The sequence below is a fragment of the Nocardia arseniciresistens genome (genome assembly GCF_046764875.1).
Taxonomy (GTDB): domain Bacteria; phylum Actinomycetota; class Actinomycetes; order Mycobacteriales; family Mycobacteriaceae; genus Nocardia; species Nocardia arseniciresistens.
Map to the genome: position 1 here is coordinate 1 of NZ_JBKORD010000014.1, position 24,062 is coordinate 24,062.

The 24,062-nt window shown below is 64.1% G+C and carries 25 protein-coding genes, 1 tRNA gene and 1 pseudogene; 12 read left to right on the forward strand and 15 right to left on the reverse strand.

Annotated features, from left to right (window positions below):
• The coding region (locus tag ACLMAJ_RS24700; RefSeq protein WP_412016204.1) for an HNH endonuclease at nt 1-919 on the forward strand (919 nt) is incomplete at its 5' end.
• 142 nt (nt 920-1,061) lie between these two features.
• The gene (locus ACLMAJ_RS24705) at nt 1,062-1,211 is read left to right on the forward strand and encodes a hypothetical protein (protein WP_412016205.1); all 150 of its coding nucleotides are present in this window, start codon (nt 1,062-1,064) and stop codon (nt 1,209-1,211) included.
• Between the two features lie 21 nt (nt 1,212-1,232).
• Here the strand turns inward: ACLMAJ_RS24705 and ACLMAJ_RS24710 are convergent, their stop codons facing one another.
• The 5 genes from ACLMAJ_RS24710 to ACLMAJ_RS24730 form a co-directional block, all read right to left on the reverse strand.
• Entirely contained in the window at nt 1,233-1,442 is a 210-nt protein-coding gene (locus ACLMAJ_RS24710) for an NUDIX hydrolase (protein WP_412016206.1), read from the reverse strand.
• A gap of 43 nt (nt 1,443-1,485) precedes the next feature.
• Nucleotides 1,486-1,812 (reverse strand): hypothetical protein, encoded by a 327-nt coding sequence (locus tag ACLMAJ_RS24715; RefSeq protein ID WP_412016207.1) that lies wholly within the window; start codon nt 1,810-1,812, stop codon nt 1,486-1,488.
• 310 nt (nt 1,813-2,122) lie between these two features.
• Nucleotides 2,123-2,566, reverse strand: a complete 444-nt coding sequence (locus ACLMAJ_RS24720) for an NUDIX domain-containing protein (RefSeq protein WP_412016208.1) — start codon at nt 2,564-2,566, stop codon at nt 2,123-2,125.
• Nucleotides 2,567-2,650: 84 nt separating this feature from the next.
• Entirely contained in the window at nt 2,651-3,547 is an 897-nt protein-coding gene (locus tag ACLMAJ_RS24725) for a phosphotransferase family protein (protein WP_412016209.1), read from the reverse strand.
• A complete protein-coding gene (locus tag ACLMAJ_RS24730) occupies nt 3,544-4,932 on the reverse strand; it encodes a helix-turn-helix domain-containing protein (protein WP_412016210.1) in 1,389 nt (462 codons plus the stop codon). The genes ACLMAJ_RS24725 and ACLMAJ_RS24730 overlap by 4 nt, the downstream gene beginning before the upstream one ends.
• Nucleotides 4,933-5,302: 370 nt before the next feature.
• Here ACLMAJ_RS24730 and ACLMAJ_RS24735 point away from each other — a divergent pair, with 370 nt between their 5' ends.
• Genes ACLMAJ_RS24735 through ACLMAJ_RS24745 form a run of 3 tightly spaced genes read left to right on the forward strand, consistent with a single transcriptional unit; the run spans nt 5,303 to nt 7,660 of the window.
• On the forward strand, nt 5,303-5,857 hold the full coding sequence (locus ACLMAJ_RS24735; protein ID WP_412016211.1) for a hypothetical protein: 555 nt from the start codon (nt 5,303-5,305) through the stop codon (nt 5,855-5,857).
• Nucleotides 5,854-6,999: a radical SAM protein gene (locus ACLMAJ_RS24740; protein ID WP_412016213.1), complete on the forward strand. Its 1,146-nt coding sequence runs from the start codon at nt 5,854-5,856 to the stop codon at nt 6,997-6,999. The genes ACLMAJ_RS24735 and ACLMAJ_RS24740 overlap by 4 nt, the downstream gene beginning before the upstream one ends.
• Before the next feature lie 7 nt (nt 7,000-7,006).
• Complete coding sequence (locus ACLMAJ_RS24745; RefSeq protein ID WP_412016214.1) at nt 7,007-7,660, forward strand: hypothetical protein; 654 nt, start codon at nt 7,007-7,009, stop codon at nt 7,658-7,660.
• 68 nt (nt 7,661-7,728) lie between these two features.
• Here the strand turns inward: ACLMAJ_RS24745 and ACLMAJ_RS24750 are convergent, their stop codons facing one another.
• Entirely contained in the window at nt 7,729-8,190 is a 462-nt protein-coding gene (locus ACLMAJ_RS24750; RefSeq protein ID WP_412016215.1) for an NUDIX hydrolase, read from the reverse strand.
• A 514-nt stretch (nt 8,191-8,704) separates the two neighbouring features.
• Here ACLMAJ_RS24750 and ACLMAJ_RS24755 point away from each other — a divergent pair.
• The gene (locus tag ACLMAJ_RS24755) at nt 8,705-8,869 is read left to right on the forward strand and encodes a hypothetical protein (protein WP_412016216.1); all 165 of its coding nucleotides are present in this window, start codon (nt 8,705-8,707) and stop codon (nt 8,867-8,869) included.
• Between the two features lie 166 nt (nt 8,870-9,035).
• Here the strand turns inward: ACLMAJ_RS24755 and ACLMAJ_RS24760 are convergent, their stop codons facing one another.
• The 3 genes and pseudogenes from ACLMAJ_RS24760 to ACLMAJ_RS24770 all read right to left on the reverse strand — a co-directional run.
• On the reverse strand, nt 9,036-9,332 hold the full coding sequence (locus ACLMAJ_RS24760; RefSeq protein ID WP_412016217.1) for a hypothetical protein: 297 nt from the start codon (nt 9,330-9,332) through the stop codon (nt 9,036-9,038).
• 205 nt (nt 9,333-9,537) lie between these two features.
• Nucleotides 9,538-9,903, reverse strand: a complete 366-nt coding sequence (locus tag ACLMAJ_RS24765) for a hypothetical protein (protein WP_412016218.1) — start codon at nt 9,901-9,903, stop codon at nt 9,538-9,540.
• 333 nt (nt 9,904-10,236) lie between these two features.
• Nucleotides 10,237-10,458: pseudogene (locus ACLMAJ_RS24770) on the reverse strand (transposase); the annotation flags it as partial.
• A gap of 554 nt (nt 10,459-11,012) precedes the next feature.
• Here ACLMAJ_RS24770 and ACLMAJ_RS24775 point away from each other — a divergent pair.
• Nucleotides 11,013-11,291, forward strand: coding sequence for a helix-turn-helix domain-containing protein (locus ACLMAJ_RS24775; RefSeq protein WP_412016219.1), 279 nt, complete (start codon nt 11,013-11,015; stop codon nt 11,289-11,291).
• Between the two features lie 227 nt (nt 11,292-11,518).
• Nucleotides 11,519-12,733, forward strand: coding sequence for a tyrosine-type recombinase/integrase (locus tag ACLMAJ_RS24780; RefSeq protein ID WP_412016220.1), 1,215 nt, complete (start codon nt 11,519-11,521; stop codon nt 12,731-12,733).
• Nucleotides 12,734-12,812: 79 nt separating this feature from the next.
• On the opposite strand, the gene ACLMAJ_RS24785 is transcribed toward ACLMAJ_RS24780, so the two are convergent.
• A tRNA-Asn gene (locus ACLMAJ_RS24785) sits at nt 12,813-12,885 on the reverse strand.
• A gap of 209 nt (nt 12,886-13,094) precedes the next feature.
• Between ACLMAJ_RS24785 and ACLMAJ_RS24790 the strand changes: the two genes are divergently transcribed.
• On the forward strand, nt 13,095-13,340 hold the full coding sequence (locus ACLMAJ_RS24790; RefSeq protein WP_412016221.1) for a hypothetical protein: 246 nt from the start codon (nt 13,095-13,097) through the stop codon (nt 13,338-13,340).
• Between the two features lie 349 nt (nt 13,341-13,689).
• Here the strand turns inward: ACLMAJ_RS24790 and dnaG are convergent, their stop codons facing one another.
• The 3 genes from dnaG to ACLMAJ_RS24805 form a co-directional block, all read right to left on the reverse strand.
• Nucleotides 13,690-15,624, reverse strand: coding sequence for a DNA primase (gene dnaG / locus ACLMAJ_RS24795; protein ID WP_412016222.1), 1,935 nt, complete (start codon nt 15,622-15,624; stop codon nt 13,690-13,692).
• A gap of 141 nt (nt 15,625-15,765) precedes the next feature.
• A complete protein-coding gene (locus ACLMAJ_RS24800; protein ID WP_412016223.1) occupies nt 15,766-17,028 on the reverse strand; it encodes a deoxyguanosinetriphosphate triphosphohydrolase in 1,263 nt (420 codons plus the stop codon).
• Nucleotides 17,029-17,034: 6 nt separating this feature from the next.
• Entirely contained in the window at nt 17,035-17,718 is a 684-nt protein-coding gene (locus tag ACLMAJ_RS24805) for a YdcF family protein (RefSeq protein ID WP_412016224.1), read from the reverse strand.
• Nucleotides 17,719-17,985: 267 nt separating this feature from the next.
• Between ACLMAJ_RS24805 and ACLMAJ_RS24810 the strand changes: the two genes are divergently transcribed.
• The gene (locus ACLMAJ_RS24810; protein WP_412016225.1) at nt 17,986-18,876 is read left to right on the forward strand and encodes an NAD(P)-dependent oxidoreductase; all 891 of its coding nucleotides are present in this window, start codon (nt 17,986-17,988) and stop codon (nt 18,874-18,876) included.
• Nucleotides 18,877-18,885: 9 nt separating this feature from the next.
• Here ACLMAJ_RS24810 and ACLMAJ_RS24815 read toward each other — a convergent pair whose 3' ends face one another.
• Entirely contained in the window at nt 18,886-19,563 is a 678-nt protein-coding gene (locus ACLMAJ_RS24815) for an MBL fold metallo-hydrolase (protein WP_412016226.1), read from the reverse strand.
• A 57-nt stretch (nt 19,564-19,620) separates the two neighbouring features.
• Between ACLMAJ_RS24815 and ACLMAJ_RS24820 the strand changes: the two genes are divergently transcribed.
• Nucleotides 19,621-21,600: a TPM domain-containing protein gene (locus tag ACLMAJ_RS24820; protein WP_412016227.1), complete on the forward strand. Its 1,980-nt coding sequence runs from the start codon at nt 19,621-19,623 to the stop codon at nt 21,598-21,600.
• 49 nt (nt 21,601-21,649) lie between these two features.
• Nucleotides 21,650-22,468 carry a MerR family transcriptional regulator gene (locus ACLMAJ_RS24825; protein ID WP_412016228.1) on the forward strand — a complete coding sequence of 273 codons (819 nt, stop codon included), beginning with the start codon at nt 21,650-21,652 and terminating at the stop codon, nt 22,466-22,468.
• 78 nt (nt 22,469-22,546) lie between these two features.
• On the opposite strand, the gene ACLMAJ_RS24830 is transcribed toward ACLMAJ_RS24825, so the two are convergent.
• Complete coding sequence (locus ACLMAJ_RS24830) at nt 22,547-23,995, reverse strand: molybdopterin-dependent oxidoreductase (RefSeq protein WP_412016229.1); 1,449 nt, start codon at nt 23,993-23,995, stop codon at nt 22,547-22,549.
• Nucleotides 23,996-24,062: the final 67 nt, after the last annotated feature.

The following is a 24,062-nucleotide window of genomic DNA, read 5'->3' on the forward strand; positions in this document are numbered from 1 at the left end:
CCCGCCGCCGTGCCGCTGGTGTGAGTCCGACGTAAACGGATTCATGGAAATGTGGCGGTTCCAGGCGTGGCAGGTGCTGACCGCCTCCGGTCCGCACGGCACGGGATGGAACGAGCTATGGCTCGCCCTCCGCTTCCAGCGGATCCACGAAACAAGCGGCCGGGAAGCATTGCGGCCGCTTGCGATCGCCTATCTGGAGCGGGTCGTAACCTTCGCGTTCGCCGATGACGAAATCGAGCAACACGAATTGGACAGCTTCCAGCAAGCGGTGACTGATCTTCAATCGGCTGCTGATCTGGGCCCCGCCCAACCACGCGTCGATGAACTTCGACAGCGTCTGCTCCGAGGCCGATCACTAACCCAGGTTCGTGCAGGTGAGCTGCCCCGCGTACAACGATCGGACCTACATCTGGAAGCTGACGAAACACCGTACATCGACGTCAATGCAGTACAAATCAAATACACCGCCAGCGGACCGCGGCACAACAGCGGCAGGCTGATCGGCAGCAGCAAGAAGCTCCGATTCGTCGGGGCGGGAGCGGGTACCGAGCTTCCATGGGCGAAAATTGTCTCGATAGCGAGCGAGTACGGCAACGTCATTATCTCCGCGACTACGGCCCGCGGCGGTGGGACATACAGCGTTGCAGACCCTGAATATGTTGCCGCTGTGCTCGAAGGAGCACTACGGATCGCGAAGCGGCTCGTACTTGCTCCAGGGCAACGGGACACCCGCTCGATACCGCCGAACATCAAAGCCGAGGTCTGGCAAAGAGATGACGGCAAGTGTTGCCAATGTGGTGACAGCCACTACCTCGAGTTCGATCACGTCATACCGTTGAGTCGAGGTGGCGCGACGAGCGTCGGAAACCTCCAAATTCTGTGCCGCAAATGCAATCTCGAAAAAGGCGCGCGAATCTGATGGTACTGCCCTTGACGCACTCCCACGGTGTGTGGCCGACGTAGCTGAGAACTCGCCGGACGGTGATTCAACCGCACCACAGGCACGAGGCGCTGAGAGCCTTCCCAGCCACGTAATAGCCGACGTGCTGACGCATGCTCGAATGAATATCGTACCGATCAAGATCTGCAGGTTGAACAAACACGTCGGCGTCGTCGGCTCACCGCCGCACGGGCTGACCAACGCACGCGTACTCGTACTGCGGACGAATCTCGTCATGGGTGTACGCCACGGTGTGGTGCGGGTGGTGTAAACACCTAGGAATACAGTGATCTCAGCGACGATCCCCGTCTTCCCTGATCGCACATTGGGCAGCGGTCTCGCCGATATCCTGGGCGCCGACCGGCAGTGCCCACTGTCCGATATCGCGGCGTAGCTGCAACCGGATCGCGCCGGTGTCATCCACGGCAAGCAGATCGCCGACCGGGATGAGAGCGTTCACCTTGGGAGCTTTGGGATCGATGCAGTACTTGATCCTGCCCATTGCTACGGCCTTTCGTCCGCTGGATACCGATTCCCTTGCTGAGTCAACCTTGTTTGCGCGCAGCACCTTCGGGCCACACGACATCAACGGGAACATCACGCGTGCGAGCCAACTCGACCACCGCACCCGTGCCACCCTTCCCCCCTGCCCCGCCATCCCATACCGCGACTAAACGATCGCAGGACGACAACATTGCTTCATTGGCAGCTTCGTACGCTTCCCTACCAGCGTCATCGAAATCCATGACACGCACGGTGCCCGCGCGGCCGAGCAAGCTGTCGAATAGCGCGGCATGGTCCGGCTTCACCTTCCGCTCACGGTAGTTCTGCGGGGGCAGCACAACCTCGAGTTGCCCGCCGACGTCGAGCACCGCCTGCGCGAATACCGAGTCCGCGCCGCGGGCAATACAACTGACACCTACCAGTTCGCCCGAGACTTCTTCACCGGCAAGGAGCTCGCTGATCGCCTTCTACACCAGCGGCGCGGTGTCTTCGGTGATGTTCATATGCCCGGTGACCCCGATACGCACCACTCAGCTCCTCCTATGCCGTCGCTACCTCACCGGCCTCATACGGTCACGCAACTCGGCCACTACACCGACATTCGCGAGTTCTTCGGTTCGGCTATCAGCTTGACCAACCGATTCTGGACGTGGTCAGATGCAGCCCGACCGACCACGGCTAACGCATTTCCCGATACCGCAGCAAGACTCCCATCACAGCCTCAGTGACGGGCGGCTCTTCGGTCAGGCTGGTCCAGGTGTAGGCGTCGTGCTCGGTCAGCTCGACTGGCTCCGGGTCCACTACATCGACAGTGAAGTTGAACTGTCGACTCTTCCTGCCACTGCCAGATTGATAGTCGAACTCGCCCAAGTAATCTCGGACCTTCGCGATGTCGAGGCCAGTCTCTTCCTTGACCTCGCGGATCAGAGTGTGGCCGACCGTCTCGCCAGGATCGACTTTGCCGCTGGGCAATTCCCAGATGCCGCCCATGAAGTCGTCGATCGGTCGCTGCAGTAGAAGCACTTTCCCCTCGTTTTGGACGACGGCGCCGACGACCAACTGTTGCACCCCGTCGCGTTCGGCCGCATCCGTCAACTTCTCCAGCAGTGTCGTTTCGATCATCAGTCCCTCCCGTTCGCCCCAGTGGACAATATGAGCCTCGCCGTCAATATCCAGCAGAGGTTGTGATCGATGTCGAACCCTCGCTCATTCCAGTGCCTTCCACCCCGACCACGGCCGTGGCCCGCGCTCGCCTCGGATACATGCCAGCCGGCGCTCTGCCTGCTCTCGAAGCGCCGGCCTGTTCGATGCTGCCTGCACGGCCATCGTGGTCATCCGGAACTCCCGGATATCGCGGAGCAGTTCGAAGCCTTCCCACTCCGTGACATCGTGCCCGTACACGTCACAGAATTCCGCGTACTGCTCCGCGGTAATCCAGCCGAACGACGTCCCCTTGATCGCCGTGTGCACCAGATCCCATTCCGGTGGCCCGATCGAGGTTCGTTCCAGATCTAGCAGGACAACCTGGCCGTCGTCCGTGGCAGCTAAGTTGCCGACCCAGGCGTCACCATGAATCACGCACCAAGGCAGGCCCTTTGGCAGATCCTCCCACCGCTGCTGCAGTTCGGCGAGATGCGCACGCAGCCACCGCCGATCCTCGTCGCTCAAGCCGTGGGCAGCTTCGATCCGATCTTCCAGTCGTATGAATGGCGCTACTTCGCCGAGATCGAAACTGGCCGGGATAGACAGCCGGTGCAGCTGCTCGAGCACTGCGGCCACCTGCGTCGGCGTGCCGTGATGGTGCGACGGGAGTTCGCGCCAGAAGGTGACTGCCCGGCCACCTATATCCACTGGCTGGTCAACATTCGGGACAACCTGCACGGCTGAGACACCGGAGGCCTCTAGCCACCGAGCAACGTTCACTTCCCGCCGCGCTGCGGCCAGTTGGCCGGGTCGACTCACCCTGGCAACAACGCATCCCGGCAGCCGGTAGATGGCATTTTCACTGACCTGAATGGGATCGGCTTGATCGACATCCAGTCCAACTTTGGCACCAGCCGACCGCACGATCGTCAGCCAGTCAGTCTCGACAGCCTTGCTCATGCGGGAACCAACGTGCGGTCGATCTGGACGTGCAACTCCTCGACCTCAGTGATGCGGGTATGCGGCTGAGCGAACGTGCGAAGCTCGCGCAGATCATCAGCGGCGCGACGGGAACGCAGAGTTCCGGCATCGGCCAAAGCTGCCTGGCCGAACGTTGCCGCTTCTAACGGATCACCGGTGGCCATAGTGAGCGATGCCAGCTTTATGCCCGAAATCGCACGCGAGCGAACGAACGCGGCGGTATGCCCGGCAACTGCGGCATTCAGTCGGGAGCGAGCATCAGTGGCAAAGTGGCCATCGAGCGCCACGTCAAACAGGGCGTGACCGGTGTCGCCGGAGTGTTGGGCCACGTCGTAGTAAGCCATCCAGGGCGGATCGTTGTTTGGCGAGGCGCTCGCGAATTCCTCATCGGCCTGGCCGACAGCACGGACGGCTTCTTCGGTCCGATGCAGCTTGGCCAGTGCCCGTGCTCGGGCAGAGTGCAACATGGCGCGTTCGGTTGCGGTCAGTCGATCGGCACGCACCATGGCCAGCTCGATGAAGGTCAGACCGTCGTCAGGATGGCCGCACCAGATGGCTTGCCGTGCCATCGAAGACAGCACTTTGCCGCGCAGGTGCCAGTCACCAACTTCTTCGGCACAAGTGAGGCCGAGCTGGAACATGCTGCGGGCATCCGTGTGCGCATACGCATCGAAGGCCATGAAGCCTGCCGTGTGCCCGAGGAAGCCGACGGCACTATGAAGCTCCATCCGGTGCTTCCCCGCACAGTGGGCACCCAGTAGGTTCACGGCGTAGCGCAGTTGGGCGGATACGGCCTCTCGTACCAGCCCACCACCGTAGGTGTGATCCCACGAACTGAACTCGCGCGCGGCCGTGCGCACCTGTTCGATTTCGGTCAGGCCAACCATCGACGGTATCGATGTCGGTTCGATCTTGCCCAGCAGGTCCAGGAGCGGCTGCTGCGTCGCTGCCGCCACCGTGACGCTCAGCGCGGCACGGACAAATTCCTGGCGGTTCACATGGTCGAGCGTAGCGCCGGAACCTGCGGGCAGCTTGAACCACAGCAGCTCCGGCGGGACAGCTAACGTTTCGGCCCACCGGATAAGTTTCGAGAGTTGTTCCGGTGCCGGACCTTTTTCGATCCGACTGAGCTGCGCCTGTGTCAGCCCAAGCCAGTTGGCAACGAGTTCCTGCGGCAGGGCACGGCCATGGAAAGGGTGCGTGCGGTAGGCGAAGATCACCCGGCCCATGTGCCAGGTGGCGAGCGCGTCATGCATCTGGTCGGCCTTCCAGAAGGCCGGCGGCAAGAGTGGCGGTTGTTGCCGCTGATCGCGGGATGCGGATTCGCAAGGAGCGCAGAATGATTCGAGGTTGTAGTTGTTCAACCTGGTCCCACACCGCGCGCAGTAACGCTGTATCTGGGGTACCCGCGTCATGATGGCCGCTCCGTGGGTGTCCGGGGGATTTTTCGCCTTTCCGCCTTGGTCGCGTGAACGTACCAGGGCTTGACACCAACGACTATACGTTTCGTACATACCCCGCATACGCCCTTGTCGTGGCCGTTTTCGCCACCTCGGCCCAACCTTGGCGAGTCTCTAGAAGTAGCCGCTAGGAAAGGGGTAGGCCGTGGCATTGTCCCTAGTAGTCCCCATATTTGGCCCGCCAGCCGCTGGTAAAACCACACTCACCTTGTGTCTCGGATCGGAGCCTGGGCGCCAGGTCTTCCGTCTGCGGGAACATGTATCGAAGGAGGTCTTGGCGGCAACCGCCACCAGCAGTGAACGACTCGGGTGGATCGATGAGTTCACCGTGATGGAGGCGGTGCACTCTTACTTCACCGCCGCCAACACCAATCCCGGCATCCACACCGTGCTGCTAGATAACTTCCCGGGATCAGGCAGCCAGGTCGACCAACTGCTCTCCACAGTCCGATCGGTGGCACCGAGCTGTCACATCGAGTCGATTGAACTCCTGACGGACGCCAAGACGTTGAAACAGCGGTCGAGGAACCGGAGGGTCTGCCACCGCTGCGAGCGTGATCCCATCTCCGATCCTCGCCTGCCGGCGATTCCGTCCGATGACGACGACTGGAAGTGCGCTCAGTGTCGCGGGCTGCTGCATCCCCGTCGCGGCGATTCGCCTCGTCTGTTCAAAGCACGGATGCAGCGCTACCACCTGACGGCAGCCGGAATCCGTGCCGGGTTTGCCGAATCCGGTATCAGAGTCACCCAACTCGATACCACCAACACCATCGACGGAGCAGCGAATCTCCTTGCCCCGCTACTTATCTCCCGGAGTGTCTCGTTATGACCACCGTAGATCTGCCTCTTCCAAGTCTGAGAACGAACAGTGACGGCTACGGCCATGCTCGGATGCCACGCGGCGGCAACCTGCCCGAGCCAGATCGCATCGACCGTGTCGCCTACGGCCGCTTCCGCAACGTCTACCTCTACATCACCGAAGCCTGCCAACTGCGCTGCGAGCACTGCTATATGGGCGAACGGCTCGATCGGGCGCTGAAAATGCCGCTGCCGCAGATCGTGGAAACACTCTCCACCTGGCGACGGATGGGCGGCGACAAACTGACCATCCTCGGTGGCGAACCGACGCTGCACCCGCACTACTGCGAAGTGATCCGGCTCAGCCGGAAACTCGGGTACGGGTACGTCATCACGACCACCAATGCCCAGAAGCCCGCCTTGCGACGGTTCCGGCAACTCGAACCCGACGATTTCGCCTACATCCAAGTCAGTTTGGACGGCGGCAGCGGTGAGAGCCATGACGCTATTCGCGGTGCGGGTACGTTCACGTCGGCGTTGGAAACGACGGCCGAGCTGACCCGACGCGGATTCGACACCCGCATCATCTGCACGGTCAACAAGTCGAACGAGCGTGACGTGCTGCAGTTGCTCGGCATCGCCGATCACCTCGGTGTCAGCCTGGTGAAGTTCCATGTCTTCTCGACCATCGGCACGGGACACGGCAACGCGGAGATGGCGATGAACCCGCTGGAATGGGTGACGTTCTGTGATCGCCTCAATGAGGTCGCGCCGCAGTACAACACGCGCGTCTGGTACCAACCCACCTACGCCCGACGTGACCAGATGGAGCGTTACGCCACTGAGGGCTACCAAGGATGTATCGGCCGCACACTCGATCGAATCTCGATCTTCCCCGATGGCCGCTGTTACGTCTGCTCCTTCCTATTCGACACGGATCTGTTCTTCGCCCAGATGGTCGATGGCCAGGTACAGCTCAACCACGGTGTCAATGAATTCGATCTGTTCACCAGCGCCCTCGCCGAAAGTTCCTGTGGCGGTTGCAAAGCCAGCGCCTGCCAAGGCGGATGCCCGGCCGAGGAACTGGTGATAGGCAGTGCATCATGCACCGCCTATGACGACATCGTGCCGGTCTGCCGGTTGTGGAAATCCAGCGCCAAGCCCGAGGAATGAGGACCCAATGGACGAGATGGACCGCATCGCGGAAAACCTGTGCTGGATCGACTGGAACGACATCGACGACGTTGAACTCAACTGCCGCGAAGCCTTGAACGAACTCGCTGCCGAACCTCGAATTGTGCGCACACGGCTTGACGATCTGCCCAACCGGCCGGACCTGCTGGCCATGTGCGAGCACTACGACATCTTGGACAAGATCGTGCTGCACAGCGAGGACGACCCAGGCGTGCGCATCCGGCTGCACGTCTTCCTTCCTGGCTATTTCGACCGGCCGCACAACCACCGATGGTCATATGCCAGCCGCATCCTGCGCGGCCAGTATCGGCACTTCTTATTCGGCAACGCGGAGCTGGACGAGCAGATCGACCCAGCGAAGTTGCCAGTGCTGCAAGCGCGCGAGGAACCGGTCGGCATCAGCTACGCCCTGCACCACAGCATGGTGCATGCCGTGGTGGCCGAGCCCTACACCGCGAGCCTCGTTATCCGCGGTCCCGCCATCAAGGACCGCTTTCTGGTGATGGACCGCAAAACCCGCGAGGCATGGTGGCAATACGGGGCGAAGCAGGAATCTGCTGACGAGGTTGACCAGAAGCGGATGAGCCCCGAACGACTTCAGGAAGTGATCGGGCAGTTGGAGGAATGGAAGCTGTTCTGAAACAGCAGGATTCGGTTGAGTGAAGCAGCGCCCGGAAGCCGCTTGGCATCCGGGCACTCTGCTGATTCCTACCAGCCGAATGTCGAGAAGGGCGATCCCACGCCGATATGCTTCATCGCCGTTCGGCAGTAGGCGATCATATGGTCGGGCAACTTATCCACCGCAAACCAGTCCAGGGCGCTGCACTTATCCGGCTCCCGATTGGTCGGCTCGCCCTGCCAGTTCGTCACGACGAAGAAGAAAGCGACCCGCCCACCCGACGATGAGTTGTGCATGATGTGGCTGAACTGCACATCTTCCGGCTTGATCACAACCCCGATCTCCTCCTCGGCCTCGCGGATCAGAGCGGCAATGACGGATTCATCGGCCTCCAGGTGACCCGAGGGCAGGTGCCATGCGCCATCCTCGAAGCCGGTGTTCTGGCGCCGACCGTAGAGCACGTTGTCACCGCGGCGCAGAACCAGATGAACATCACCGGTCACCTTGTGCCGCTGTGGCTTTACCTGCTGATCGGACTCGGTTGTCGTCATGCTACCGGGGAATTCCTTCCATCCATTTATTCCGCTGACCTGGCCTTTTATGGCTCCGCCTCTGAAACGAACCGAGCCTAATCCCCCCGACAACCGGCGGACTATACGTCGGACGTATAGCGGCCCGCGACCTGGCGGTATAGCCCCTGCACGGCCCGAAACACAGGCTGGTAGCTGGACCGAAGTCGCATAACCAGAAGGAATCCGGCCATGTACTCCCTTGCTATGTATCAGGCTGTCGCACTCTGTCATCCAGCGGCCCACCGGGCACCGCTCGTGCCGTTCACTGTTCCTCAAGCTCACGAGTCATGCAGATTCATGTGGCCTGCCGAGCGATGCAGTGCCCGAGGAAAGCTGCCGCGCAAGACACCTTGATCGGGGCGGGCCGGGTAGTGCTGAGCCTGACCAAACCGCGGTGATGGGCATGGAGCTGCCTCGGCGTATCCGACACATCCACATTGAATCGGGCGCGCTCTGCCTGGATTACCAAGCCGGCGCGGAACAGGCGCAAAGCGTGGCTGATGAACTGGCGCAGGAGTTTCCGGAGTTCTTGGTGACTGTGGATGACGAGGTGCGTGACGATCTACCAGTGCTGCCATGCGCCGCGCTGTGGGACCTCCGCACCTCGCCCAGACCGAACATGTCGGCCAGCGCGTACCAGCCCTGCGCGGACTCGTAGTCATTGGAGGTCTCCGAGGACTGTCGGCGTTCGCCGGTCTCGGCGGTAGTTGAGCGGAATCTGCGAGGCGATCGAGATGTCGCTGTCGAGGCCCAACGCGACCGCCCCGCAGCGGGTGTGAACCGTGGAGGATGCGCGCGACATTGGAAGCTGGACCGTGGGGCCCTCAGTCTCCGCTGAACCACAGGTATCCACGTTGCCGGATCGCCGATTCGGCGGCGTCGCGTAAGACGGTGAACAGTTCGCGCTCGCTGTCGTTCTTGGGCGTCAAGGAGGAAATTTCGTCGATAAAGGAATTGAGCTGGGTGGTGTTGAACATTGTGTCTGCGTGTTTGCTTATTCCCCGCATCAATGAATCTAACGGCGCCTGCGAAATCACCTCGTCAAGCGTCTTTGACGCATACCCGGCAGCTTCCGTAACTTGTTCATGGATTTGGTTCTGAATAAATACGGCAATTCCCACTGATTCTCCTGCGAGGGATCGGATACATGGTGATGACGCCCCCGAATCGGTAGGTCACCACTTTGTATTGGCTGGTGGTGGTGCCACCCAGTCCTGTCGACACGTTTGCAATTATTAAGGTCACGGCCAGGTCGAGTCGCACGATTTCGTCTGTCCAGCTTCGGATTCGGTGAGCTGGCGTTTCAAGATGCTCGCCCCGGACCGTTCACCCGTTGATGTCGTCTGAGTCTGTGTCGATGTCGAGATCTTCTGGACGTGGCGGCCACGGTGGAGCGTCGATTCGCTGTCCGGTCCACGGGTCGAGCGTGACCACGGAAAATCCTGCCGGGGAGAGCATGCCGGATCGATTCCACATCAGGGTGTCACCGAAGAAGACAGTGGCTGTCACATGAGGGTGCCGTTTGGAGACGAAGAGTTTCCAACCGTTCCCTAATCCGAGCCGCAGGCTTCCAGACTTGAAAAATACCGGTGAGAGAATCGGCGCGGAGACATTGCGTTCAACTTCGGCTCTTGTCCAGTGGCTGATCATGTGACGTTCAGGCGCGTCTTCGGCAATAGCGCGTGGCGCCATCTCGGCTCCGTATCCGACAACTATCCGGAATGGCGTGTCCGTCTCGAATTCGACCTGTTCATGCAGCCAAGTAGTACGAACGACACGGCTCCCACGCAGAGGCTGCATGATCCACCTGTCCTCGTACTCCTTTATCGTCTCTCGCCGACTTTTGTCCACGTCACTCATCCAACCCGTCGAGAATGTTTCCGACGCTGTCTTCGGACACTTCACCGCCGGGGAGCTTCACATACACCTCGCCAGTATCCAAGTCCACGACGACATCCGGGTTCTTGTCGGCGCCATCCCCGCGCCAGGCCCCGTGTGCCACCGTGGATCTGGTCCCGGCGTTGGCTAGCTACAGGTCGGAGTGATCCGACCTTCGAAAGTGATAGCGGACGCGTTAAGCGCCTGGCTTCCACCTCAGTGCCCATCGTGCCCTGCCCCGCCCGGTCGGATCCAGTGAACAGGTCACCAGGTACAGGCATTTCAGCGCGGCCTGCTCGGACGGTAAGTACCCACGGGCTTGATTGCGCGCCGATACGTGGCGTTGAGCGACTCAATCGCGGCAGAGCACGGCCGTGGAACGGGCGCAGTGCGGTAGGCGAAGATCACCCGGCCCATGTGCCAGGTGGCGAGCTGGCATCACACATCTGGCCGGTGTGCCAGAAGGCTGGCGGCAACAGTGGAGGTTGCTGCCAGCGACCATCAAGTGCGGATTCACTAGGAGCGCAAAATGATTCGAGGTTGCAGTTGTTCTTCCTGGTCCCACACCGCGCGCAGTAGCGCCGCATCTGGGGGACCCGCGTCATGATGGCCGCGCTCTGGGTTTCCTGGATACGTCGCCTTCCGCCTTGGAGAGCGGGTCAGGGGATGCGAACGTGCCGGCCTGTCAAAGCCCTGGTGCGGATGTGGAATTTGGTGTTTCATGGAGTAGGGAGAATCGCGGACCGGCTCAGAAATGAGTACCGTATGTATTCACCCCTCCGTCGCTTGGCAATCTCCTTGTACGAGAACAACTACCACTACGTATGGCGTAGACGGCAATCGAATTCATCTCTGCAGCAGACTCATCCGATCAGGCCAGATGTAGGACTGCACGACAGAATCGCCGCCCTCCAGGGGCTCGGATGAACCCCGATGACGTGTGGCTGAGCACCGACGAACTGGCCGCACGCCTCAAGATTCCCGCGAAGACGCTCGCGGTCTGGGCCTCCGCTGGGCGGGGCCCCAGATACGCACGGATAGGGCGCTACCGACGGTATCGGTTGAGCGATCTACTCGAGTGGGAGCAGGACCAACTCGACAAGAGTGGGCGGCCCGGAGCCGATGAGTCGACCGATCGGGCACAACCCCCGCGACGGCGACCAGCAACGAGGCAAGAGCGAGGCCGCCAGCGGGACCATTGAGTACAAATACACCTCATTCAGCTACTTTTCAGCAATCAATCGAGCCTTGTGCTGCGCTGCTGGGATATAGCAGTTTGTGCGGTGGGTTCGGCCATCAGAAATCGACGGGCTCGATCCCCGCTCGATGTTTCACCGATCTACGCAAACTCCTCGCGTCCCGATGGCCATCCGGTCCGATCACGGTCACGCGGCAGCCCAACGACCACCCACCCACAGGAAGGACACCGATGTCCAGGCAATCGCTTCCACTCGGCACCTACGGCCGGATCACTTCCAAGCGGCAGCCGAACGGAAGCTGGCGTGCCACCACGCGCTACCGAGACGACGATGGCATTACCCGCCCCGTGCACAGGTTCGGAACCACCAAGGGCCGGGCTGAAGGCACCCTGCGTGCATCGCTCACTCAGCGCACTGGAGGTCGTGGTCGACTGATCACCCGGGACACGAAGCTCGCCGACCTGGCGGACCTGTGGCTAGCGGAAAAGGTTCTGCAAGAAGGTATTACCGAGCAGTCGCTGGACCTGTACCGGATGGAGATCGAGGTTTCCATCGATTGCAGGGCGAGCAAAGGGACCGTCAAGATCAAATCAGCGCTCGGCGGCCTGCGGGTGTGGGAGGCCACGACCTCCCGCATCGATGCCCACCTGAAGCGGATTGTGCTCAATGGACACCGGGAGAAAGCGCGGCGGCAGCGGGTCATCCTGTCGGAGATGATGAGCATGGCTGTCCGTCACGACGCGATCGACCGCAACCCCGTCCGCGAGGTCGCAGACCTTCCCCGCAAGCGTCAGAAGCCGCGTGCGGCCGATCTCGAAACTCTGGCAGAGCTGCGAACCCAGCTTCAGGGGTGGGTGGACGGTAAGCCACTCGATGGCGCGCCCGCCTACACCTACGGTCCCAAACGCAATCCGAGGGTCCTGGACGTCGCCGACGTCGAACTCGGAACCGGTCCACGCCCCGGCGAAGCGCTCGCCATGCGCTGGTGTGATGTCGATCTCGAAAGCAAGCCGGCACGGATCACCTTCTCCGGCACCATCATCCGCATCAAAGGCAAAGGACTCATACGCCAAGAATGGACCAAGACCGACTCCGGCTACCGGACAGTCGTGCTCCCCCAATTCGTCGTCGACACCCTCCGCCGGGTCAAGGCCGAAGCAGTCGACAACGACCTGGACCTGGTCTTCCCCAACCGTGACGGCGGCATCTGGGATCCCCACAACTTCAACCGCCTGTGGCGCCAAGCACGCGGCGAGCAGTTCGCCTGGGTCACCCCCAAGACCTTCCGCAAGACCGTCGCATCCCTCATCGCCGACCAGTACGGCCCCCAGGCCGCGGCCCGGCAACTCGGCCACGCCAACGACTCCGTCACTAAACGCCACTACATCGACCAACCCACCGAAGCACCCGACTTCACGGCGGCCTTGGGCCACCTCGCGGGCTGAAAGCGTGTCGTTTCCGTGTCGTTCTACCCCAAAAACGACTAAAACCAGGGTCGAACGGTAACGTTCGCCCTGGTCAAAGCTCCCCCATCTGGACTCGAACCAGAAACCTGCCGATTAACAGTCGGCTGCTCTGCCAATTGAGCTATAGGGGACTATCCTTAGCCCGCCCGTGTGGGGCGCGCCGAGGAGAAACTTTAGCGTATTGGCGCGTGGCTTCCCAAATCGTGTCACTACCAGGGGACATGCGTCCAGTTCGGCGTGTCTGTGGGTGGGTGGGGCTGGGGGTATCCGGATCGACAGGGGTGTGGGGCGTCGGGCAGGATGGTGGGCGCGGACAGGCGATTGGGAGGAGCTTTACGAGATGCTGCGGTTGATCATCGGCGTCGCTGCTGGGTATGTGCTCGGCACGAAGGCTGGGCGGGTTCGTTATGAGCAGATCAGTGCGGCGACTCGTGCTGTGACCGAGAGCCCGGTGACTCGCAAGCTCGTGCTCGTCGGGAGACAGAAGCTGTCGGATAGGTTGAGCACCCGGCCGCAGTTGGAGCCGATGGAGCCGCTGGATGAGCGGACCACCATTCTGGTTCCGCAGGATCAGTTGCGGCGCTGACCAAGTCGCGCTGGCCCAGCCGAGCGGAGTTGTCGGGTTGTCACTGTGGCGCTGAGCAACTCGGGCTGAAGCCAGCGGGACCGCCGGTCAACACCACGACGCCGAGCAACTCGCGCTGAAGCCAGCAGGACCGCCGGTCAACACCACGACGCCGAGCAACTCGCGCTGAAGCCAGCAGGACCGCCGGTCAACACCACGACGCCGAGCAACTCGCGCTGAAGCCAGCGGGACCGCCGGTCAACACCACGACGCCGAGCAACTCGCGCTGAAGCCAGCAGAAGCGCCGGTCAACACCACGACGCCGAGCGAGTCGGGCTGAAGCCGACCGTCGGCTACCGCGCGAGGATGTTCAGCTCGAAGCGAAGTCGTCGTGGTTGCCCATGGCCTGTTCCATCAGGCTCTTGCGGTATTGCTCGAGCGCGACCACGTCGCCGAACAGCGTCATGTACGCCTCCGAGTCCTCGGTCGAGGACACTCGTTGCAGTTTCGATTTCAGCTCGGCGACCTGACGGCCGACCCAGGCCGCTTGGGTGCGGGCAACAACGCCCGCGATGAACCGTGGAATGCCGTTGGCTGTTTTCACTGGCAATGGTTCGCCCGATAATTCGGATACCAGTGCGCGCATGGTGAGGTCGTCGGTGCCGTCGCAGACGGCGTTCACCCATTCCGCGCCGCCGAGCCCGGCCGCGGTACCGCCCGCTTCGGCGATCAGTGCGTGCACTGCCACGTAGGCGGGATGGGTGAAGGCCTCGGATTCCAGCGAGTCGAACAGCGGGCCCGCCATCGCGGGGTATTGCAGGGCGGCGCCGAGCGTCTGGCGCTGTGGCAGCAGCACAGGGTCGCTCGGGTTGGGGCGCGCTGCGGGCCGATCGACGACACCGGCGTTCGCCGGGTCAGGAGCCGCACTGCGGCGAGTGGGGCCATTGCCGGTGCCCTGCACACCATTTCGGGTGCGCTTGGCCTCATCGCCGACCCTGCGGATGAGCGACTGGATGTCGTCCTCACCGACCCAGCCTGCCAGTTTCGTCGCATACATCTTGCGGAGCGCGTTGTCCTTGATCTGTGCGACCACCGGGACGGCACGCTTGAGCGCCTCCACCCGCCCTTCGGCGGAGTCCAGGTCGTGTTCGGCGAGCACGCCGCGAATCACGAACTGGTAGAGCGGGGTTCGCCGGGCTACCAGGTCGCGGACAGCGGCGTCGCCGGAGTGCTGGCGCAGCTCGCACGGGTCCTGGCCGTCGGGGGCGATGGCGATGTAGGTCTGTCCGGCCAGCTTCTGGTCGCCGGAGAAGGCTTTCAGCGCCGCCGCCTGGCCCGCCGCGTCGCCGTCGAAGGTGTAGATGATCTCGCCGCGCCAGAAGTTGTCGTCCAACAGCAGCCGGCGCAGCAGCGCGAGGTGTTCGTCACCGAAGGCGGTGCCGCAGGAGGCTACGGCGGTTTTGACACCGGCCAGGTGCATGGCCATCACGTCGGTGTAGCCCTCGACGACGACGGCCTGGTGCCCCTTGGCGATATCGCGCTTGGCCAGGTCGAGACCGAACAGCACCTGAGACTTCTTGTACAGCAACGTTTCCGGCGTATTGATGTATTTGCCGGGCATGGTGTCGTCGTCGAAGAGCTTGCGCGCGCCGAAGCCGATGACGTCGCCGCCGAGATTGCGGATCGGCCACAGCAGCCGCCTATGGAAGCGGTCGATCGGGCCGCGCTGACCCTGGCGCGACAGCCCGGCCGCCTCGAGCTCCTTGAAGTCGAAACCCTTGCGGAGCAGGTGTTTGGTGAGCACGTCCCAGCCCGCGGGTGCGTAGCCGCAGCCGAATTGCTTGGCGGCGGCGGCGTCGAAGTTGCGGTCGGTGAGGTACGTGCGCGCCATCTCGGCGTCGGGCTCGCGCAGCCTGTCCATGTAGAACTCGTGCGCGGCCGCGTTGGCGGCGACCAGCCTGGACCGGGTGCCGCGATCGCGCTGCACCGAGGTGCCGCCACCCTCGTAGTTGATCTGATAGCCGAGCCGGTCGGCCATCTGCTCGACCGCTTCGACGAAACCGATGTGCTCGATCTTCTGCAGGAAGGCGAAGACATCGCCGCCCTCTCCGCAGCCGAAGCAGTGGTAGAGCCCGTGATTAGGTCGCACATGGAACGACGGCGATTTCTCGTCGTGGAACGGGCACAACCCCTTCGCGGAGTCCGCGCCCGCCCGTTTCAGAGCGACGTACTCCCCGACGACATCCTCGATCCGGACGCGTTCGCGTATTGCCGCGATATCGCGATCTGAAAGTCGTCCGGCCACGGAGAGAGTCTAGGCCAGTCCGCACCTGACACACTCAGTGGCTGGTCATGCCACTTTCCCGCGATGTAATTACCGAGCAGGGGTTCGTCCGACCGATTCGAGTAGGCGGCGGCCAGGTCGCGTTGCGCCTGCCCTCGACCTCTATACGCCGAGCAGGGTGGCGACGCGCTCCAGTCGGCTTTCGGTGTAAGAGGCGATTTGGTCGACGATGACGCGGACTCGAGCGGTGTCGTCGGGGGCGGCTTGCCACCATGGCAGCAGTAGCGGGTCGAGGTGGGTGGGGGCGGCGGCGAGGAGGCGGGTGGCTACCTCGAGGATCAGGTCGCGTTGGGACGCTTGGCGTTGTTTGTGGACTTTGTCGGACATGACGTAGCGCAGGGCGACGGTTTTGAGCATGGCGACTTCGGCCGCGACTATGCGCGGGATTTCCAGGTCGGCGGCGTAGCGGGACAGCGGGGACGGGCCCGCGACACCGCGGGTTGCGGTGATGGCGGCGGTGGCGAAGCGGCCGACCAGTTCGCTGGTCAAACGTTTCAGGGCCACCGAACTGGTGAGAGTGCCGTCGTAGCCGGTGACGGCGGCGACTACCGGCAGCTCCGAAAGGCGTTGCGCGGCTGCGACGAGTTCGTCCACCGACAGCGTGGGGTGCCGCGGGTGGCCGAGTTGGGCGAGCGCTTCCTGCTCGGACGGATCGGCGAGGGCTTGCAGCTCGATTCGACCGGCGATCACGCCGTCTTCGACATCGTGCACGGAGTAGGCGACGTCGTCGGACCAGTCCATGATCTGGCATTCGAGGCTCTTCTTGCGGTCCGGCGCGCCCTTGCGTACCCATTCGAGGCGGTCGGTGTCGATGTCGTATGCGCCGAACTTGGTGCCGGGACCTGTTCTGCCCCAGGGGTATTTGATGGCGGCGTCGAGGGCGGCGCGGGTCAGGTTGAGGCCCGCGCTGACGCCGTCGGCGTCGAGAACCTTGGGCTCGAGGCGGGTGAGGATGCGCAGGTTCTGGGCGTTGCCCTCGAAGCCGCCGTACGCGTCGGCGAAGGTGTCGAGGGCCTTCTCTCCGTTGTGGCCGTAGGGCGGATGGCCGATGTCGTGCGCGAGGCCGGCCAAGTCGACAAGGTCGGGGTCGCAGCCGAGGCCATCGGCGATGCTGCGGCCGATCTGGGCGACCTCGATCGAATGGGTCAGCCGGGTGCGCGGGGTGTCACCGTCGCGCGGTCCCATGACCTGGGTTTTGTCGGCGAGTCTTCGCAGTGCCGCCGAATGCAGCACCCTGGCGCGGTCACGCGCGAATTCGGTGCGGTGCCCGGTTTCGAATTCGGCACGCGCCGGGCCGAGCCCCGCGGTCTTGGTTCTCTCGACGACCATCCGGTCCCTGTCGTGCTCGGTGTAGCCGTCGCTCATCGAATATCACTGCCCTGCTGTGTATTTGAAGTCCGCCGAGAAATGGGTGAGCTGATACCAGAGCAACGCGCCGGTCTCGCGCAGGATGCCATGCGCTTGTGACTCCCTGGTGTACACCGCGGGTCCGGTACGAGTCGGCGCTGTCCAGGCCTCGAGCCCAGCGTCGCGCGCCATGGTTCGGGTGCGCAGTGAATGCCATGGATCGCTGACCAGCACCGCGGAGGACAGCTCGCGGGTGTCCATTGCCGTCGCGACCGCTTCGATGCTGCGCAGGGTGTCCGAACCGGTCTCCACCGCGAGGATATTTTCGGAGGGAACACCCCTGTTCTCCAGATAGTTCTTGCCGGAGGCGGCCTCGGTGTACAGATCCCCCTCCTGCTTGCCGCCGACGGTGATCACCCGCGGCGCGACACCGGCTTTGAACAAGTTGTAGGCCCGGTCCAGCCGCGCTTCGAACACCGACGAGGGCGTTCCCGAGTACTGCGCCGCGCCGAGCACCACGATCGCGTCGGCCTTCGTGTAATCGTCGACGCGGGCCACCTGCCACACCCGGAAGGCTGTCCCACTGACGAGCACCAACCCCATCAGCAACGTGCCGACGATCAGCCGTCGCGCCCAGCGCAGCAACCCGCCCCCACAGCCACGTGGCGGGCCGGATTCCGTCGCGGTGCGCTGAGGGGCCGAAGTCACCTCACCCAGTTTGCCAGGTGACCTGTGGTGTCGATGCGCCTCGGGTAACCGCTGGATCTCGACCGCGCCGTCACGTCACCAGAGAACCAATACTTACCTATAGGTAAGTACCAGACCAAATAGTAGGTACTTGCCGCTGCTGCGGTACGCCGTGAGAATTGGTTTCGGCGCGCCACACCGATCCTTCTATCACTCGGCGGATCCGGATCCTCGGACCGACGAGGCAATTCGACAACATTGACCCGGAAACACTGAGGAGTGGGCAGCATGGCGGAATCTCCGCGCACAACGGTGACGGTGCTGGGACTCGGAGCGATGGGCCAGGCGCTGGCCGCGGCTCTCGTGCGAGGCGGGTATCGAACAACGGTCTGGAATCGCAGCCCGGGCAAGGATACCGAACTCGTTGCGGCAGGGGCGAAGAGCGCGGCAACCGCCGACGAAGCGGTCGCCGCGGGCGACCTCGTCGTTGCGTGCCTGTTCGACCATCAATCGGTGCACGACGTGCTCGACCCGATCGCCGATCAACTGGCAGGTCGGTCGTTGGTGAACCTGACGAGCACCGAACCGAAGGGTGCCCGCGAACTCGCCGAATGGGCGCGGCAGCACGGCATCGACTACCTCGACGGCGGCATCATGGCCACTCCCCCGATGATCGGGCAGCCAGGGTCCTCGATCCTCTACAGCGGATCGCAGCGGGTATTCGACGAACACCGCGAGGTATGGGAATCGCTCGGCTCCGCCGAATATTTCGGCACCGACGCGGGAACCGCTTCGGTGGTCGATTTCGCCCTGCTTGCCGGGATGTACACCATGTTCGCGGGCTTCTATCACGGTGCGGCGATGGTGCGGACCGTCGGAATCTCCGGAGCGGATTTCGGGAAGCGAGCCGCGGACTGGTTCAGTGCGATGACGGCTTCGCTGCCGGTGGCAGGCGCGCAGATCGACACCGGCGACTACACCACGGTGTTCCAGTCTCTCGACTTCACCAAGGCCGCTCTCGACGCGATTGTGTCGGCCAGCCGCCACGCGGGCGTCGACCTGGACATCGTCGGCCCGCTCAAGAATCTCGTCGACCGCCAGGTCGCGGACGGCTACGGCACCGAAAGCACCGAGCGAATGTTCGAGAGTCTCAACCCGCCGCCCTTGCAGCGCACCTGAACGGACCCGCTACCAACCCCGTTTGCGCCACTCGATCAGGTGCGGACGTTCGGTGCCCAGGGTGGTGTCGTCACCGTGACCCGGATAGACGATCGCGTCGTCCGGGTATCGGTCGAAGATCTTCTCGGTGACATCCGCGTGCAGGGACGCGAAGTCCTTCGGGTTCGTCGTGCGACCGAGACCGCCGGGGAACAGAGAATCGGCGGTGAACAGGTGGGCGCCGCCGACATCGTCGATGAGGGCGAGCGCCAATGAACCCGGCGTGTGCCCGCGCAGGTGGATGGCTTCGATGGCCAGCTCACCGATGTCGATGATGTCGCCGTCGTCGAGCAGGCGGTCGGGGCGGATAGGCAAGGAATCGGCGTCGAGCGGGTGGGCGGCGGTCGGCGCGCCGATAGCGGCCGCGGTGTCCTTCAGCGCCATCCAATGGTCGGCGTGCAGGTGGCTTGTGACGATCAGGGCGACCCGGCCAGGCGCTTCCTGCGCGATCACCGCCTCGATCCGGTCGGGTTCATTGGCGGCGTCGATGAGCAGGGCCGCGCCGGTGGCGGTGCACTGCACGAGATAGCAATTGTTGTCCATACCGCCGACCGACATCTTGACGATGCGGGCACCGGGGACGTCGCGCTGCTGGGGATTCGATCCCGGAGACACATGCCCGGTGTACGGGAGATCGATCGTGATCACTCCTCGATGGTATCGAGGGTGCCTGCGGCAGGTGGTGGCTCGCGATAGATTCGTCCCATGCTGCTGCCGAATCGCCGAGCCCGCTGGTCTGTGTGGGCGGCGATCACCATGCTGCTCGCGGGTGTCATGCTGGTCGGTGCGCCGACCGGGTCGGCCGAGCCACCGACCAGGTTGGGCACCTATGTGGTCGACACGGCGGAGGCACTCGACCCGGCTCAGTTCGACGATGTGCGTTCAGCCGTGGACCAGTTGTACGGCAACCAGCAGATTCGCCTGTGGATCGTCTACGTGCGGGATTTCGACGGGCTCGGCCCACAGGTGTGGGCCGAGCGCACCGCGACGCAGTCCGGTTTCGGCAAGCGGGACCTGCTGCTTGCCGTCGGCACTCAGACCCGCGACTACTGGCTCTACGGCGTCTTGCCAAGCAGTGTCAGCGATTCCGAGCTCGATGGCCTGCTCACCAACGATGTCGAACCCGCGCTGCGTGAGAGCAAATGGGCCGAGGCGGGCATCGCGACCGCGACGGGCCTGGATTCGGCCATGCGCGGCAGCGGCGGTATCAGCGTGCGCACGCTGCTGATCGTCGCGCTGTTGATCGCCCTCGTCGTCGGTGGGCTGGTGCTGTACTCGCGCAAGCGGCGCAAGGACAAAAACACCGCCGAATTGCGGGCTGCGCGGCAGTTGGATCCCGACAACAGCGTCGCGCTCGGGGCACTGTCGCTCGATGTCCTCCAGGTGCGGTCGCGGGAGGTCCTTGTCGAGATCGACAATGCGATCCGAACCAGCGGCGAGGAGTTGGACCTGGCCACCGGCGAGTTCGGCGCCACCGCCGTCACGCCCTTCAGCACCGCGTTGACGCATGCGAAAACGGCGGCCTCCAAAGCCTTCTCGATCCGCCAGCAACTCGACGACGACATTCCGGAGACCCCGGACCAGCAGCGGACAATGCTCGTCGATCTGATCGGCACGGTCGGGCGCGCCGATCGGGAGCTCGATGCCCAGGTCGCGGAGTTCGATGCGATGCGCGACCTGCTCATCAACGCCGCCGACCGGCTGGCCGCACTGACCAGGGACATGGTCGAACTCACCGGGCGCGCACCGGTTTCGGAGACCGAGCTGGCCCGGCTCACCACCACCTACCCGGCCAGCGTGCTCGCACCGATCCACGACAACGTGAGGATGGCACGCGAGCGAATCACCTTCGCGGAACAGAACATCGACAACGGGCGCGCCGCATTGGCCCAGCCGGTCGGCAAGCAGGGCGGCGCGGTCGCCGCCATCCGCGCCGCGGAGTCGGCTATCGGCCAGGCCCGCACCCTGCTCGACGCCGTCGACAATGCGGCCGCGAATATCCAGCAGGCCACCGACGGACTGCCCGCCGCGCTGCAGGAGCTGCGCGCCGACATCGACACAGCGAAAACCCTTGCGTCCTATGGCGGTCCGGAGTCGGTCATTGCTATCGCCGCGGCGGAGGCCGCGGTGGCGAAGGCAATGGCCGACGCGTCGAGCGATCCGCTCGACGCCTTCCATGCCGCGGTAGCGGCCGACGCCGAACTCGACCGCGTCAACGCGACGGCAACCGATCGCAAACTAGCCGCCGAGGACCTGCGGCGCAGGCTGGAACGGACGCTGACCGACGCCCGCTCCCGGCTCAGCGCGGCGACCGACTACATCACCACCCGCCGGGGCGGGGTCGACGCCAACGCGCGCACCCGCCTTTCGGAGGCCCAGCGCAATCTCGACACCGCCCAGCGACTCGATGCCACCGATCCCGCACAGGCCCTCGCCAACGCGCAGGCCGCCGCCGATATGGCAGGACGAGCGTTGCAGGAGGCGCAGGCCAGCGTCCGAGCCTGGGAGAGCAGCCGGGCGCCTTCGGGCACGGCGCAGGCCGGGGCGGTGCTCGGCGGCATCCTCATCGACGGGCTGCTGCGCGGTGCGGCGGGCGGGAGCAGGTCCGGGTCGGGCGGCTACCGTGCGGGCTCTTTCGGCGGCTCCTCCGGGTCCCGCCGAACCAGCCGCGGCGGGCGGTTCTGAGAGCGTGCTTGACCCTGACACCGTGTGAGGCGATAGACCGGGAGTCGTCATGTTCAGTATCGGAGACTTCGCAAGACACGGACGGGTGTCGGTCCGCATGCTGCGTCACTACGACACGATCGGACTGCTACGGCCGGATCGAGTCGACGCGGCGAGCGGCTATCGCTACTACGCGGCCGGGCAGTTGGCGCGGCTCAATCGCATTGTCGCGCTGAAGGATCTCGGCTTCACGCTCGAACAGGTGGGCCGGATCCTCGACGACCGCGTCGACAGCGCCGCCCTGCGCGGCATGCTCACGCTGCGCAACGCGGAACTGGAGCAGCGGATCATCGGCGATCGCGCCCGGCTGGTCCAGGTCGAAACGAGGCTCCGCATCATCGAGAAGGAGGGCGCCATGCCTGCCAATGATGTGGTCATCAAATCCGTTCCCGCGGTCCGAGTCGCCGAATTGACCGGCGTCGCAACCGACTTCGAACCACAGTCGATCGGCCCCGTGGTCGGGCCGCTGTTCGAGGAGGTGTGCGCACGCCTGGAAAAGGCCGGGGTCGCGATCGCGGGCCCAGCGATCGCATATTACGAGGAGAACGCCGAGGGCTCGGTGCTGGTGCACGCCGCCGTGCCCGTCGATATCGAGCCAGATGCCGCGCACGACTTCGCTGTGGTCGACCTTCCCGCGGTCGCTCGAGCGGCAACGGTGGTGCATCGGGGCAGCATGGACAACGTGCTGGAGCCGTGGCAGGCGTTGGGCCGCTGGATCGATGCCAACGGCCACAAGTCGGCAGGCTACGCCCGCGAGGTGACGCTCGAGTACACCGAGGATCCGAGCGGATGGGTCACCGAACTGCAAGAGCCGATCACCACGGTGTGACCGTCGGAGGCCGAGGGAGTCCGGAAGGCACAACTCTGGACGGATATCGTCCAGAGTTGTGACCGCTCGGACCGTCTCTCAGACCCGGACGGTAAGGGTGTGGAAGCCGGTCGGACCGGAGGGGAACGGCGCGCGATCGGTGCCGTCCTGCATCTCGCCCGAGCGGCCGATCGCCCGAGCCTGCACGGAGTGCTCACCCGAGGGCAGTTCGATCGTGGTGCGCCAGCGGCGCCAGGCGGCGGGAGCCAATTCGGTGCCGAGATCGACTGGGCGCCAATCCCCCTCGTCGACCCGGATCTCCACGCCTAAGACGCCATCCGGCGGTGCCCACGCGACACCCGCGATGGTGGTAGTGCCCGCGGCAGCGCGGCCGGGCGTGGCGAGGTCGATCCGAGCTTGGGGCGTGACCCAGATCAGCTCCGAAGGCCAGCCGCGCCGCACCCAATAGTCGGCCTGGTCATCGTCGGTGAGTTGCAGCTCGGCGAGCCACTTCGCGCCGGTGTACTGGCCGTAGAGGCCGGGGACGAAGACGCGGGCCGGAAAGCCGTGCTCCGGTGCGAGCGGCTCGCCGTTCACGCCGACCACCAGGTATCCGGGCCATTGCCCCGAGCGCAATGGTTCCACCGGCAGCGAAATGGTGTACCCATCGACGGCCCTTGTCACCAGCCTGGTCGCGCCCGCTTCCGGAATCGCGTGTTCCAGCAGCTTCGCGAGCGGGACACCGAACCAGCGTCCGTTGGCGGCCCTCCGCTCGCCGGGGCGGTTGTGCACGCACACCATGACCGCATCGAATTCCACTGCGTCGGAGACCAATTCGGCCAGCGAAAGCCGCAGTGGATGCGCGACCATGCCGGTGACCGCCAGCCGCCAGCGGTTCGGGTCGATCCGGGGAGGCGTCAGGTTGACATCGGCCACATAGAAACTACGGTTTCGGGTGATCAGCGACGAGAGCCCCTGCTCGTCCTCGAGCCCGTCCTGCGGCACCGCGGCGAGACTGCCCATCGGACCGACCTTCTGGATCGCCTCGTCCTGCTTGCGGTCCAGGTCACGATGCAGCGCCCGCGCCGCCGCGAACAGCCCGGCACCGGCACTCGTCCACGCGAACGAGCCGAGCAGCCCGCGCGGGCCCTTGCTCAGCCCGGCACCGAGCACACCCGCGGCCGCGAGCGCACCCGCGACGGTGGTCGCGGAACGGGTCGCCCGCCGCATCCCGAGCGCCACAGCGCCCGCGCCGACACCGGCGACAGCGACCGTACGTGCTCGCGGGGGCAAGGCGCCGAGGCCGACAGCGGCCGCGACCGCTCCGGCACCGACACCGATCCGGGTGACAACTTTGTCGTGCCTGCCCGATAGCGCGACGGTGGCCTCGACAACAGGAACCGGCGCGGTATCGATCAGCAGTCGGCCTATGGCATCGATCAGCGAATCGCCCCGCGCCGCGGCGATCACTTCGCCGACGCCGAGCGCCCCCACGCCGACCGACGCGGCACCGAGGCCACCGCGTCTCCGGTCTCCGTTAGTCCGCACCGTTCGAACACCCGCTTCCTTCGATCACTACCCGTGCCCTGCTAACCAGCATTCTCCACCAACCGGT

What these genes read in the sequence shown, in the direction of transcription:
- ACLMAJ_RS24705 (WP_412016205.1), top strand. Translation starts at nt 1,062, where the DNA reads ATGAATATCGTACCGATCAAGATCTGCAGGTTGAACAAACACGTCGGC.
- ACLMAJ_RS24710 (WP_412016206.1), bottom strand. Translation starts at nt 1,442, where the DNA reads ATGGGCAGGATCAAGTACTGCATCGATCCCAAAGCTCCCAAGGTGAAC.
- ACLMAJ_RS24720 (WP_412016208.1), bottom strand. Translation starts at nt 2,566, where the DNA reads ATGATCGAAACGACACTGCTGGAGAAGTTGACGGATGCGGCCGAACGC.
- ACLMAJ_RS24725 (WP_412016209.1), bottom strand. Translation starts at nt 3,547, where the DNA reads ATGAGCAAGGCTGTCGAGACTGACTGGCTGACGATCGTGCGGTCGGCT.
- ACLMAJ_RS24740 (WP_412016213.1), top strand. Translation starts at nt 5,854, where the DNA reads ATGACCACCGTAGATCTGCCTCTTCCAAGTCTGAGAACGAACAGTGAC.
- ACLMAJ_RS24745 (WP_412016214.1), top strand. Translation starts at nt 7,007, where the DNA reads ATGGACGAGATGGACCGCATCGCGGAAAACCTGTGCTGGATCGACTGG.
- ACLMAJ_RS24750 (WP_412016215.1), bottom strand. Translation starts at nt 8,190, where the DNA reads ATGACGACAACCGAGTCCGATCAGCAGGTAAAGCCACAGCGGCACAAG.
- ACLMAJ_RS24765 (WP_412016218.1), bottom strand. Translation starts at nt 9,903, where the DNA reads ATGGCGCCACGCGCTATTGCCGAAGACGCGCCTGAACGTCACATGATC.
- ACLMAJ_RS24775 (WP_412016219.1), top strand. Translation starts at nt 11,013, where the DNA reads ATGAACCCCGATGACGTGTGGCTGAGCACCGACGAACTGGCCGCACGC.
- ACLMAJ_RS24780 (WP_412016220.1), top strand. Translation starts at nt 11,519, where the DNA reads ATGTCCAGGCAATCGCTTCCACTCGGCACCTACGGCCGGATCACTTCC.
- ACLMAJ_RS24790 (WP_412016221.1), top strand. Translation starts at nt 13,095, where the DNA reads ATGCTGCGGTTGATCATCGGCGTCGCTGCTGGGTATGTGCTCGGCACG.
- ACLMAJ_RS24800 (WP_412016223.1), bottom strand. Translation starts at nt 17,028, where the DNA reads ATGAGCGACGGCTACACCGAGCACGACAGGGACCGGATGGTCGTCGAG.
- ACLMAJ_RS24810 (WP_412016225.1), top strand. Translation starts at nt 17,986, where the DNA reads ATGGCGGAATCTCCGCGCACAACGGTGACGGTGCTGGGACTCGGAGCG.
- ACLMAJ_RS24820 (WP_412016227.1), top strand. Translation starts at nt 19,621, where the DNA reads ATGCTGCTGCCGAATCGCCGAGCCCGCTGGTCTGTGTGGGCGGCGATC.
- ACLMAJ_RS24825 (WP_412016228.1), top strand. Translation starts at nt 21,650, where the DNA reads ATGTTCAGTATCGGAGACTTCGCAAGACACGGACGGGTGTCGGTCCGC.